Annotated in this window: 6 protein-coding genes; 2 read left to right on the forward strand and 4 right to left on the reverse strand. The window is 54.0% G+C overall.

Annotation, left to right across the window (positions count from 1 at the left end):
- Positions 1-4 precede the first annotated feature (4 nt).
- Positions 5-757 carry a leucine-rich repeat domain-containing protein gene (locus B4B27_RS00200; RefSeq protein WP_173380823.1) on the reverse strand — a complete coding sequence of 251 codons (753 nt, stop codon included), beginning with the start codon at positions 755-757 and terminating at the stop codon, positions 5-7.
- A 267-nt stretch (positions 758-1,024) separates the two neighbouring features.
- Between B4B27_RS00200 and B4B27_RS00205 the strand changes: the two genes are divergently transcribed.
- Both B4B27_RS00205 and sprA read left to right on the forward strand, forming a co-directional pair.
- Positions 1,025-2,917: an AIPR family protein gene (locus B4B27_RS00205; RefSeq protein WP_173364912.1), complete on the forward strand. Its 1,893-nt coding sequence runs from the start codon at positions 1,025-1,027 to the stop codon at positions 2,915-2,917.
- Positions 2,918-3,073: 156 nt separating this feature from the next.
- Complete coding sequence (gene sprA, locus B4B27_RS00210) at positions 3,074-9,931, forward strand: cell surface protein SprA (protein WP_290722553.1); 6,858 nt, start codon at positions 3,074-3,076, stop codon at positions 9,929-9,931.
- Positions 9,932-9,969: 38 nt separating this feature from the next.
- On the opposite strand, the gene B4B27_RS00215 is transcribed toward sprA, so the two are convergent.
- The 3 genes from B4B27_RS00215 to B4B27_RS00225 all read right to left on the reverse strand — a co-directional run bounded on the left by B4B27_RS00215 (position 9,970) and on the right by B4B27_RS00225 (position 13,968).
- Complete coding sequence (locus B4B27_RS00215) at positions 9,970-10,734, reverse strand: tetratricopeptide repeat protein (protein WP_173380824.1); 765 nt, start codon at positions 10,732-10,734, stop codon at positions 9,970-9,972.
- The gene (locus tag B4B27_RS00220) at positions 10,731-12,539 is read right to left on the reverse strand and encodes a BatD family protein (protein WP_290722554.1); all 1,809 of its coding nucleotides are present in this window, start codon (positions 12,537-12,539) and stop codon (positions 10,731-10,733) included. Before B4B27_RS00220 ends, B4B27_RS00215 begins: the two co-directional genes overlap by 4 nt.
- Positions 12,540-12,921: 382 nt before the next feature.
- The gene (locus B4B27_RS00225) at positions 12,922-13,968 is read right to left on the reverse strand and encodes a CofH family radical SAM protein (protein WP_290722555.1); all 1,047 of its coding nucleotides are present in this window, start codon (positions 13,966-13,968) and stop codon (positions 12,922-12,924) included.
- Positions 13,969-13,975: the final 7 nt, after the last annotated feature.

The raw sequence follows: 13,975 nt of genomic DNA on the forward strand, positions 1-13,975 counted from the left end.
TAGGCTACTGGTCTATCTTCAGACCCTTCTTGTCGAGGAGCTGGCGAGGGACTCCGTCTTCCATTGGGTTCTCGACAATGGATACGGTTTCCAGGGAATCGCACTGGACGAGAGTGTCCGGCAGGGAATCGAGCTGGTTTGCGTCCAGCACGAGTTCGCGGAGCTTTTTCAGGTTGCCCAGTTCGGAAGGCACGGAGCCGAGGCTGTTGCCCGACACCATGAGGATCTCGAGGTTCTCGAGGTTGCCGATGGATGCGGGAATGGCCGTCAGGTCGTTGTTGTCGAGGTAGAGCTTCACGAGACCCTTCATGCGGCCGATGGAGGCCGGAATTTCCGAAAGCATGTTGTCGTGGAGGGACAGCTTCACGACCTTGGTCCACTTGCCGATTTCGAGGGGCAGGTCCAGCATCTGGTTCTTCGCGATGTTTACCGTGCGGAGATTCTCGAGGTTGCCGACGGAACTCGGGAGTTCCGAGAGGCTGTTGTAGCCCAGGTAGAGGTGTTCCAGGTTTTTGAGCTCGCCGATTGTCTCGGGAAGCTCCATCAGGTCGTTTTCGCTCACCGAAAGGCTCTTCAGGTTCTTGAGCTTTGCAATTTCGTCGGGGATTTCGACCAGCTTGTTGCGGTCCAGGTTGAGCTCTTCGAGGGTTTCGATTTCGAAAAGTTCAGGCGGAAGCAGCCGGAGTTCCTTCTGCGAAAGGTCCAGCACTTTAGCTTTTTCGGCCTTGGCTTTGGTGATGATATCAAGCAAATTCATACGGCACTCCTAGATCGTTTTGGTTCTCGTCTAAATCATAGCTTTTTTGACGAAATCCGCGGGGGAAAATGCCCGGAAAAGATATTTTTGATTGGAATTTGCTCATTTGTGCATTATTTTTAGGGGTATTCTTGGTCTTTTTACAAAAAGATTTATTATTTTTTTACTCAAATTGTAGTTTTGAAACTATTTTTAGTGTGCGAAATCCGAAGTGGTCTATTATATATCTAAATATGGTGGGCCGCAAGAAGAATCATTGAGGAAAAAATGGAACTAACAAAATCGCAGGAACGCCGCTTAGCATTCGTCGCTAGCCTCTTGAGTCTGAACCCCAACGATCCCAACGACCGAATCAAGGCACTCCGGCATCTGAACCTAGACGAGAACGGCTGTTTCCACGGCTTCCAGTATTCACAGGGCTTCATGGAGTTCTTCATCTTCCTGGATGAGGATACCCCCCTCGAAAAGGTGGTGGCCCACTTGAATTCCGACCTCAAGCAGCTGCAGATTGCAGTGTTCCGTACGAGCGACCCCACGAACCCGTTCTTCCTTTCGCTCCGCGAGGAGGCTGACCCGTGGGATGTAAAGAAGATTTCTGACGGCGACGAAGAGGATGACGAAGATACGCCGGCTAGCCGCCCCTACATGGAAACGCTCCAGATTACGGTTCTCCGTACCAAGGCAAGCCGCGATCTCACTGATTCCGAACTCGAACGCACCCTCAAGGACATGCGCCGCAAGCTTGCCATCTGGAAGAACGAAGTCAAAGCGAAGCTTGAAATCATGGCCGAGCATGACGACCTTACCAAGGATCTTCGCAGTGCCGACGACAAGCTCGAAATCGTGATGGAGTCCGAACCGCTTCACCTCACGAGCGACCACGGTGAACTTTTCCTCGGATTCTGCCCCATCCGCACGATTTTTGATTATCACGTTGCTCTTGGCAAGCGCCTCAAGACGAAGCACAACATGGCGATTGTCTCGAGCAACATCCGTACTTATCTCGGTAACCTCACGCATACGAACGCGGCCCTCATCGACGCCTTCCAGACCATGGAACGTAACGACGACGAGAACGTGAACGTGGACGATTTCCCGTTCCTGCATAACGGCATGACCCTTACGGGCGATGACCTCCGTGCGAAGGAACGCGACGGCAAGAAGGTCCTCGTGATCGAACGTCCGAAGATCATTAACGGCGCCCAGTCGCTCTTTACCTATGAAACCTATGCAAAGAGAAGCAAGAAGCCGGTGAACCCGCAGGTCCTGGTGAAGGTCGTGGTGCCGTACCCCGGTGCCGACAACTTCCTGAACCAGGTGACCATGGCCAACAACCGCCAGAACCCGGTGTTCAGCTATCACCTGCGTGCCGCCGACGACCTGCAGTTCTTCATTTGGCAGCGTTACCAGGAAGAAGGCTTTACCTACGTGTACAAGGACGGCGTGCGCCTCAAGGCCCGTACCCGCAAGCTCGAAGTGCGCATGCGCCCGGAACTTGCGAAGACTCTGTTCATGATGGACGGCAAGCTCAGCGAATGCCGCAGCAGCGACTGCATCTTCGACAAGGAAACGCTTTACCAGCGTTGCTTCGGTGCCTTCGTGCGCGTTTCGCCGGACAAGGAAAAGGACTTCGTGCGAAAGACGATTGCCTTCACGAAGGCATGGCAGCTTCTTAGCCGTCTCCCGATCAAGATTCGTCGCGTAACTCCGGGCAAGGGTGTCTCTATCGAAGCCAACGACGATAACCCGCTGACCAAGATTACCTGGAATGGCCGCCTCGAAGACAAGTTCATCTTCCGCAGCGCCGTGAGGGATCTCGTCGTGGCTCTCGCTCTCAAGCACTGGCTCGTCTATGGCGATCCTATCCAGGATTTCGAATGGCTCGTCGAGAACGAACTCAACTTCAACGAATCCATCCTCAAGTACGCTTCCAGGATCTATACGGAAGACTTGAAGGGCATCCTGATTAACGAGTTCAAGGATAATCCGGCCTACTACGACACGATTACCACGATTGACAAGGATAGCGGTGAATCCGTGGAACGTCGCTTGTGGAAGGGCTTCTCGAACACGGCGACCTACGACAAGATGATGGAACTCCTGTGCAAGAAGAATTCGAGCTGGGAGAAGTGCAAGGGCGGTATCGAGGCGTTCATCTAACGTCTCGGAGCAACCTCCCGATTCAAGGATTTAATCCCCGCATTTTGCGGGGATTTCCTTTTTATGTAGCTTCTCCCTTGTTATAATTTTCTAATTTACCGCAAAATCAACTTTTTTACTGGATTTGGCGCCGCCGAATTCTGTATTTTAAGACTGTTGCTTTTTAGGAAGTTTGGACATAAAGCCCCGACGGGTTTGCTTGCCCTTTGCCTTGCGGCGTTCGGCATTTCGTGGTCTCAGGAGAGCGCTCCTGCAGACGTTGCTCCTGCAGCGGAAAATGCGGATGAAGCCCAGCCCCAGGATCCTGCCGAAACGGAATGGCAGCCGACACTGGACTATTTCCCCCTGCCTCCATCCACATATCCCCTGAACAGTCTTTTGCCTTTTGGCGGCGTGGGTTCTTCGCCCATGCTCATGAAGTCGAACAGGGGGCAGGTGTTCAGCCATGACATCAACATGGCGACCCGCGAACTGGATGTGAGCGAGAAACGCGTGAACAGTGTCTCGCGCGACACGACGACTCTTTGGACGGCGCATTACCCTGAACTCACGGATTACGTGGCCGACATGTACGACATTGGCCGTAAGAACCTTTGGCTCAGCAGTCTTGTTGGCCAGCGTGACGGCGGGTACGAGGCTCCGGAAACGGGTTCTATGTTCGATATCACCATCCCGGTGAACATGCCTGCGTGGATGAAAACTTTCGGCTTCGACAAGCCGAAGCTCATGCTCCAGGGAACGATGAACGTTCGCTTCAAGGGTTACGGCGAACTGGATGACGCGGAGGGAAGCACCAAGACGAGCCTTTGGCCTTCGCCGACCTTGGAATATGAACCGAGCTTCATGGTGAAGGGCAAGATCGGTCCCTACATCACGGTCGAGGTCAACAATGTCGAAAGCGGCCTGGGGGTGCAGAACCAGGTGCGCGTCGTCTACGAGGAATCGTTCAAGGGAGAATTCGAAGATTACATTCTGCAGCGCGTGGAAGCGGGTACGACTTCGCTTTCGCTTTCGGGTACCGAACTGACGGGTTACTCGGAGAACCATCAGGGCCTGTTCGGTATCAAGGCTGACTGGAAGCTGGGCGACTGGAAACTCACGACGATTGCTTCGCAGGATGGAGGAAGCCAGGAAGAATACACCATCAATGCGAGCGAGACGACGACCGAATTCCAGGTGCTCGACAAGCAGTTTGTTGCCTACCGCTATTACTTCTTGAATCATGAAGCGCGTAGCGCCTACATCAATGCGGGTATCGCGGGGCGGACGACTTCCAACTATCCGGCGACGAACCTCAAGCTCTACAAGCGTAGCGCGATGAACGCGTCGAAGGATGTCATCGACAATATCACGGTCGTCTACAAGGCTCCGAACGGCAAGACGGTCGAGAAGACTGTGGAACGCATGGTCGAGATTCCGTCGAGCGATTTCACCTACGACCCCAAGACGGGTATCGTGAAGGTGAACGGGGTGACCCGTTCTACGCTTCTCGCTGCGAGCTGGAGCAACGACGGGACGGGAAGGACTGGAACAACGGTAAATGACGGGGCGCGAGTCGTCCTTATCCAGTGGGATGCGACTCTTGCCGAACTGACCGACATCGACAAGTTGATGCTGCGTAACGTGTATAGCATCGGTATCTCGGATGCGAGCGCCAGCAGCTTCGTATTGCGCATGAAGAACAAGTCGGGCGTGGCCGGTTCGTTCCTCAAGACTCTAGGGGTGGCGGACACTTCGACCGGAAGTCCCCTCGTGAGCGACGCTACGATTTTCAAGAAGGACGCGAGCGGCAACTATACGGGTGAAATGTGGCTTCCGTGTAAGCCTCTGTCGGAGTATAGCGGACCGAATGCGACGGAGCGCGCTCGCGCGAACTGCCTTGAACCGTTCCGCCTGCTGGATTCCTCGAACGCAGTATCGCAACTGTATACGCTGCCGGTTTACAACCTGAACCGTTACACGAGCCAGTTCTATTTTGAATCCGTCGGCAAGCGCCGCAGTTCCACCATCAGTGTCCGCGACCCGAATTCCAGTTATTCCGTGAGCGGAAGCGCCTGTATGGATATTTCGCCGGGAACGGAAAAGCTGACTTCCGGTTCCACGGTCCTTACGCGCGGCGTCGACTACGAGGTGAACTACGAATTGGGACAGATTGAGCTCCTGAGCGAACGTGCCCTTGACCCGAACAAGGAAATCAAGGTGAAGTTCGAATGCGAGCCTCTGTTCGAAATTGACAACAAGCTTTTGCTCGGTGCGCGTGCGGAACTGCCGCTGGAACGTTACGGGTTCGGCACCGGCTCCCTCTTTGGCATTACGGCCCTCTACAAGAGCCAGAGCACGACGGCCAAGACGCCGACTCTCGGCAACGAACCCTTCTCCAGTTTCCTGTGGGGCATGAACCTGAGGCTCCAGGATACGGTCCAGGTGTTTACGGACCTCGTGAATAAGATTCCGGGCATTAACACGGAAGCAAAGTCCAGCTGGAGGTTCGAAGCCGAATTTGCCGGAAGCCGCCACAATGCGAATACGAGCGAAGACGCCGAAGCGCTTGTCGAAGATTTCGAAGCGACCTCCTCGGGGCTGACCTATCCGCTGTCGAGGCTCTCCTGGTATCATGCGTCGCCTCCGGGCGGTGTGTCCGCTAATCCTTCGACTTACATCGAGAATCAGGATTACCGCCATAAGGGCGAATTCATTTGGCACAGCAATAACACGGAACTTTACAAGTACATCTACCCCAATGTGGGCAATTCCGATGTCGACAACCAGCACTTGACCGTGCTGAAGATGACGCTCCGTGCGAACGACAACCTGGTGGGAAATTCGTGGGGCGGCATCATGCGTCCGAACAGCGCCTACTACCAGGACATGAGCGAGATGAAGTATATCGAGATTGTGGCTCGCGGAAACGTAGGCTCGCTTTACCTCGATCTCGGGCAGGTCAGCGAAGACCTTTCCATTAATGGTTACGAACCTGACGGGTTCTATAATGGCGAAAATGACTTGGGCTCTACGACGGCACTTCATGACAAGGGCCTGGACGGGACTAGCGGTGCAGACGAAAAACGCCAGGTGTGGGATTGCCGAATCTCTGGATGTATCTCCTCGGAAGTCAATTCTCGCAATGCGGGACCGACGACGGATATCTCGCTGGACAACTTCGACGAGAACCTGGATGACGACAGCGACCCGCCGGTAACGATTAACGGTACTGAAAACAACTCGGGTGAACGCACCTACGATACCGAGGACATCAACAAGAACGGTTCTCTCGATACCGACATTAGCTTCGTCCGCTACCGCATAGATCTTTCTGATACGAACGAGGCGAACTTTGACCGCTTGAAGAATGGCTGGCGCAAGTGGCGCATCCCGCTGAACCAGTATGATACGCTCGTGTCTTCGACGGGGAGCAGCTACAAGTCGATCCTCGCTCAGGCGCTCTACACTCGTCTCTGGATTGGAAAGCTGAATCCGGGTGTCGCGGAGGCGAAGGTCCAGGTCGTGGGTCTTGCGGTCGTTGGCAATGCCTGGGAAGAAACTACGGTTGCGGATTTCTATAAGACGTCTTCCAACGAGAATTCGCAGGTGGTGAGCGTAAATGGCAACGAGATGAAGGTTTCGGAAAATGTATCGACATCGGATACCAGCTACATAAAAGTTTCGACCATTAACAGCCGCGAGAATGCGAATACTTATTTCAAGTCGCCGAATACCAAGACGGAGCGGGATTCCGAAACAAACGCGCCGCTCAAGGAAACATCCCTTGTCCTTGATTACCAGAATATGAATCCGGGGCAGGAAGTGGGCGTGACGCGCCTGTTCGAAACGGACAAGAAAAACCTTGCGTCTTACAAGTCGTTGAAGATGGAAATACACTATGTAACCGAGGCCGAGAAGGTTCCGGTGCGCTTCGCGATGCAGTTTGGCTCGGGATCTCTTGAAGGTTCTTCGGATTATTATGAATGGAGCTTCCGCCCGGTGAAATACGAATGTTCGTCGTCGGAACGTGACCAGGATTGCCATGAGCAGAACTGGCTCGACAACGCGTTTGCGATGAATGTCTCGGACTTCTCTGACCTGAAGCAGGGCCGGCATCCGCCGTTTTTGGAACCGGTCGTGAAGGAACTGGGCGGTGACCGCGATGAACGCATTAAGCTGGTCGGTAACCCCACCGTGTCAAGCATCGACTGGATGCGCTTCGTGATTATCGCGGATTCGAATGCCTCGCCGGCGGATCTCAAGGGAACGTTCTGGATTGATGACCTCAGGCTGTCGGATATGGATACGGAATGGGGCTATGCGGCGCGCACCTCGGGACAGGTGAACTTTGCGGACTTCCTCTCCGTTTCGGGCGCCGTCCGCTATCAGGATGGAAACTTTGCGACCCTGTCGACGACGGGTGGGTCCCCGAAGCCGAAGGCGTCGCAGGCAGCTTCGCAGTTGGACGTGTCGGCCGACGTGTCGGTCAATTTGAACAAGTTCCTCCCGGATAGCCTGGGATTCCGCATCCCGATGAATTTGGGCTACAGAAGCTCGACGAAGCGGCCGTACATGAAGCCCTCCGATGACCTGACGCTCGAACATAGCGGATTTGGCAACCTTACGAAGGACATGTTCCAGAACGAACTCTCGGTGACATCTGACAAGAAGGAACAGGAACTGCGTGACGAAGCCAAGTCTAAGGGCTATGAATCCTACACGCGCGAGAAGAACTTCAGTATCAGCTACAGCAAGAGCTACAAGGCTTCTGAATCCAAGGTGGGCGAGGTGCTGTCGCAGATGCTTCTGGAACGCCCCGCGGCGAGCTACTCTTTCAAGCAGAGCGAAGGCCGCGCGACTACGGCGGCAGATTCTACGTATGCTTACCATACGGTTTTTGAATACAAGCTCGGAACGTTCAGCCTGTTCAAGATGAAGCCGTTCGGATCGCTTGCGAATTCCGAAAACGCAATCCTGAAGGCGCTCTCCAAGACGGAGTTCGAACCTTGGCCGCAGACGTTCGATGTGACACTGTTCGATTTGAACTATGTCCGCTACGTGAACCAGGTGCGAGATCCGGATTTCGTGGAACCGCAGGTGGACAAGGTCGTCACCTATACGGCGGACCTCACGCATAAGCTCAACATGCGCTGGAACATCCTGTCGTTCCTTTCTACGAGCTACTCGTTAAATATCAAGCGCGACATGTATGGTGGCGGCGACCGCGAAGGCTTCGTGAAAGAAAACTTCTTTACCACCGATGAAGGCGGGCTTTTTGCTAGCGGGTATGTTTTCGATTACGACCATACCGACAGGAAGGTCTATATTTCGCGCGACAGCCTCGTGATTATCCCGACGGATACGATCCCGAAGAAGGATGCTTCGGGCAAGGATATGGCTATCGACATGTCCAATCCGGATTCTTACACGATTCTTTATGATAGCACCACGTTCTACAAGGTGGATAGCGTCGGTAGCCGCCAATATGGCAAGTCCTACGGCATTCTCCGCAACGAACGTTCTAGAAACCAGCAGTTCAAGGTCAATTTCAACCCTCGCCTGATTCCGTTCCTGCCGTTCAACATGGGATTTACTTCTGACTTCAACCAGCAAAAGACAATTCCCGATGACTTTGACTTCATGAACCAGAAGACGCTCGAAAAGAATTACTGGACGATTTCGCAGACGAACCGGTTTGAATTCACACCCACGCTCAAGATTGTCGACCTTGTTAAATTGTTCGGAAAGGAATCCATGGCTGTGAAGGCTCTTGAAAAAATCAAGTGGCGCGAAATTCGCATGAACTGGACGGCCAGCACGAATACCATCGGTGAAAACTTTACACTTGCGCAGCTGTACGAACAGCAGGGCGTGACACCCTTCCAGTATTACCTATACGGATTAGGCCTTGGTAACGGCTACCGCAATCGTGGCCTGTGGAATATTGTATCCGGGGATATGGGACTTACTTCGCGCGGTGATTTCGAAAGGTTCGGCCAATACCGCAGCAAGGATGTCGATACCCTTGTCTACCAGGGCAACTTCCGCCATGCGGTTTCCCGTAGCTTCCAGATTGGTTCCGGCTTTACCCTGCCTATTTGGGATATCGGCATTACCGGCGATTTGCAGTGGAAAGAAGATTTCGCGCAGTCCAGGGAATACCCGCTTTACATAGATACGACGACGGTGTGGCCGAAGATCGGTGTAGGCGTGACGGTCCCGAACTTTGCGCAAAGGATTCCTCTGTTGAATAGCTTCAAGAGTGTGAGCACGGTCCATCGGTTTGACTATACCTACACGACGACGGTGAAGCCGTTCCAGAGCGCAGAAGATTCCTGGGCGCATCAGATAAACTTCAATCCGCTCATCCGCGTGACCTTCTTGACTCAGAAAAACCTGAAGATAGAGAATAGCGTTCGATTCAAGATAGAGACAACAGACAGACGTCCGAAGGAAGAAGTCATCGGGCTCCCATGTTGGCCGGATTCTACGGGCAATATCGCCGATACCTCCGATTACTTCTGGGAAACTCCGTGGATACATACGTCGCTTTACAACGATTTTGCCATAAACATCGGGGACGACTTTACGATTTCCTATCCGCTCAAGCTCAAAAAGGGCTTCCAGATTTGGAAGTGGTATTTCAAGCTTGAAAATAACCTGGACCTGAAATTGACTGCGGGCTACGACTACAACAAGACGATTCGCAAGGAATATAATCCCGATCAGAACTACAGCATGTGGAATAAGGAGTCCGGTACGGACGGGGTGTTTAAGCAGTGGCATTTCGATTCCAGCGTCAACGCTCCCGATGCAGCCTACAAGCCCGAGCTGAAGCTTACGGACCGTACGGTGCCCTCGCGGACACACGAATGGTTTATCCGTCCGAGCGCAAGTTACCAGTTCAATAAGATGGCCTCGATGAGCAGCTACATCGAATACCGCCAGATTCACGAAAAGCTTGATGACGAGACTCCGCACCTGCGGCAGATACTGCAGTTCGAAATTGCACTACTGCTGAAGTTTAATTAATTGTGGGTGCGCGAGGCTAACGTAGTTAGCCGAAGGTCTTATTTTATAATCCCCACTTCGGAGAGCTTTACGAAGCCCTTGATCTTTTCGCCGAGGCGGATTTCTGCGAAGTTGCCTTGTTCGGAAATGACTTCGAACGTGGTGCCTTCGGAAAGCGTATTGAGCGTCTGCGACTTGTCGCTCGGGGCGCTTGTCACGTCGGCGTCGGTTGCGGTGACAACTCCACAGATGTCTTTTTCGAGCACGAAAATCTTGTAGGCGGCACTGGAACCGATGACGCAGAAAATTGCAGTGAGCACGAATATGGCGCCCGTGCAGATGTTCTTGGCGCGTTCACCGATGACGATGCGGCCGGCAATGCCGATGAGCGCAATGAACCAGAAAATAGCAAGCAGCGTGATGAGCTGGGCCTTCAGGGAAAGCGCGTGGTGTAACTTGAAGAGGCCGGAGAGGATGGGGTTCTCTTCTTCGTCTTCGTCCACCTTGTCGCGGGTCATGGCCTGCGCAAACTTGAGGTTGTGCTGGATGTCATCGTCACCCGGGCGCAGCCTGAGGGCCGAACGGTAATAGAAGATGGCGAAACCAATCTTGCCGCTCCTGAAGTAGGCGTTCCCCAGGTTGTAAAGCAGGTCGGCATCAGGTGTGCCGTTGTCGGCACAGGTGCGCCATTCGTCGATGGCGCGCTCGAAGTCGCCCCCGTTATAGGCCTTCGTGCCGGCGTCAATGCCCGCGCAGTCGGGGGCGGCTACGGCCGATGCCGCAGCGATGCAAAGTGCCAGAAAAATGTACTTCATGAAATTCATACGTCGATCTCCTCGCAAAGTTTTTCTACGTCGGCAAGCATCTGCTTCTGCTCGCTTTCGTTCGGGTTCACCGGGGCAAACCGCGCAAAGGCGCACTTTTCGAGCCAGCTGTCGATGGCCTCGATGGTTTCTGCCTTCACGCCGAGTTCTTCGAGTTTCGATTTCATCTGTGGGCGGGTCATGCCCTTGAATTCCAGGTTGGTGCGGTCGCTCAGGTAGCCGATGAGGCCGTTTTCGAGTGCGGCGTACAGAGCCTTCGCGTCACCCTTCGCCAGGGCGTCACGGGCGCTTGCGAAGCGGGCCTTGAGCATCTTGTTCGCCTTGCCCTTGCGTACCAGGGCCGTGTCGCTATTGTGCTTGCGGCGCTTGCGGATAATCCATGTCACGACGAAATAGAAGGGAAGGGCGGCCGCCATCAGAACCCAGTAAAGGATGCTCTTGTACGGTGCGGTATTGCCTGTGCCCTTGACCTGGTGGATAAAGCGGATGTCCGAACCTAGCGATTCGATTTCCTGTTTTTGCACGGCGGCGGGGCCGCTTGCGGCGACGGGGTTCTGGAATACTGCCTCGGGGGCATTTTCACCCTTCTCCACATGGATGTTCCAGGGGCCTGCCTTTGCTGTCTCGTACTTCTTCTTTGCGGGGTTGAACCAGCTGTAGGTAATCTCGGGTACGGTAAAGTCGCCCTTCTTTTTGGGGTAGAGGAAAACTTTTATGCTCTTGCTGGTAATGACCTTGCTGCCCGCGACCTTTTTGCTGATGCTGTTTTCGGGCGGGACGGAGCGGAAGTCGCTGAAGTCGGGGAACTTCGGGTCGGTAATGGTACCGGGCGTTCCGTCGCCCTTGATGTCCACGGAGAGCGTGAGCGCTTCGCCCACCTTCACGTCGGTGCGGTCAAAGTCGGCACTGAAGCTGTAGTTACCCACCATCCCGCTGAAGTCCGCAGGCTTGCCTTCGGTGGGAAGCGGCTTCACGGTGATGTTTACTGTGGGGGTCTGGGTTTCGGCTTCGACGGATTCCTGCCGGATGCTCTGCGAATGGAACGACATGCCGCCCATCTGCTTGTTTTCTTCGACAATCTTCGGTTCGCCGCGCTTGGTGTACTTGAACTTGAACGGCGGAATTTGCAGGTTGCCGCTCTTGGTGGGGCTGAGCCATGCGAACTTTGCACTCGCCTGTAATTCGCGGCGGTTATTCTCAACGGGTTCGAACTTGATGCCGGCTATATCGCTCCTGTGGACGATGAAGTCGTTGCCCGTGTTCATGTCGGTCGCCTGCAGGTTGCCCTGGAAGTGCTCGTAGGCGTAGAATCCTAGTGTCACGTAGAACTGTTCGCCTTCGTAAATGGTGCGCTTGCTTGGGGTGAGGCTTACTGTGAGCGCATCGTCGCTATAGGCTCGCTGGATGTTGACGGGGATTTCGCCCGAGATGGGTTGTTTTTGCCCTTCAAATTCGATCATGACCTTGCCGATGTTCAGGCGCCCTGTCTTTTTGGGGGCCCTTAGCTTGAAGGTGTAAATGCGGGCCTTGTAGGCGCCGCGGCTTCCGCCTCCCCAGAAGGAATTGAACATTTCTTCCATGCTGGGGCGCATCACCTGGTCGGTACTGTCCATGCCAAGGAACGTGAAACCGTTCTGCGTGTCGATGGAAAAACCGCTCCTGTTTTCGGGCAAATCGCTTAACGGGTATACAAGCTGCAGTCCAAAGGTCTTGCCCGCTTCTACGCGTTCCCTGTCGAGTTGCAGGGAAGGCCGCGCGGAGGCTATGGCAGCCAGGACGAGGCAGAATACGATAATCTGTTTCATGCCCCAAAAATACCAATTTTTCAGGGAGAAAACCAACGAGAAGGATTCGAATTGGGCGTTCGGGGGAAGAGGGCGAGGGATGTAGGGATGCGAGAAAAAATGGAGTGGGTAAATTATTTAAATATATATAATTTTTCCCCTTGACGCGTTAGTAAATTTTTGTTAATTTTGGCGCGCTGTTTGGAAAAGAAGTGAAAAACGGCGATAAAAAGCAAAAATAAAGGATAGAAAGGTTAATATGTACTGCATTCTCGCTGCCCTGCTGGTCAAGAGCTTCAAGAAGTACGCCAAACGCGCCTAATCGACGCTCGGCTCTTTTTTTAGATATCTCTCTCTAGTGATTTCCGGTGCCGTTGAAAAAACGGGCCGGTTTTTTTATGCTTTAATCAAAATTTAAACTGCGCCGGTACGGGGTAAAACCGGCGTCGGTAATGAACTTTTCAGCCGCCTCGATGGTGGTGAGGCCGTGACTTTGCAGTACGTTTTCTTCTATCACGATGCTGTTGATGTCGTCGGCGCCGGCATGGAGCCCGAGTTCCCCGAGAGAGAGGCCCATCCCGAGGAGCGAAACCTCGATATGCGGGATGTTGTCGAGGAATATGCGGCTGAGCGCGAGCAGCTTGAGGTATTCGTCGCCGCGCACGTGCCGGATGGGGAACTTGTCGGTCTGCGGCTGGAACGTCCATACCACGAAACTCTTGAATCCGTGGGCGGCGTCCGGCGCCCTGTCCTGCGTGCTCCGCACGTAGTTCAGGTGCTCGATGATTTCTTCTGCGGTCTCGACGCTCCCGAAGACGATGTTCGCGCTCCCGGGTAAACCCTTCCTGTGGCAGGCGGCGAGAGTATCGCACCACTGTTGTGCGGGGAGTTTTCTCGGGCTCAGCATCTGGCGCATGCGGTCGCTGAGGATTTCGGCGCCTGCTCCCGGAACGGAACTGAGGCCCGCTTCTTTCAAAACGTCGAGCAGTTCGTCCAAAGTAATGTTGTTGGATTCCGCGATACGCACGAGTTCGACCGGCGAAAAACCGCGCACCTTCACGCCCATTTCCTGCGTGAGCATCTTCAGCACGTCGGTGTAATAACTCAGGGGAATTTCCTTGTTCACGCCACCCTGCAAAAAAATCTGGTCGGCGCCTTTCACCTTCGCTTCAAGAGTCTTCCGGCGGATTTCGTCCAAACTAAGCACGTACGCTTCCGGGCTATGCGCCGGCCTGCAAAAACTGCAGAAGCTGCAGGTCACCTCGCACACGTTCGTGTAGTTCACGATGCGGAACGCGGTATAGCCCACGCGGTTTCCGGGGTTCATGCGCCTGCGAATCGCGTCTCCCGCTTCCACCACTTCAGTCCACGGGGCGTTTTTTAGGATATCGAGCGCTTCCGCCGGAGTGATGCGGGTTCCGTCAACCGCTTTTTGCAGGTTCCTATCCATCGTGTAA

It is taken from the genome of Fibrobacter sp. UBA2449, assembly GCF_002342555.1.
Classification (GTDB): domain Bacteria; phylum Fibrobacterota; class Fibrobacteria; order Fibrobacterales; family Fibrobacteraceae; genus Fibrobacter.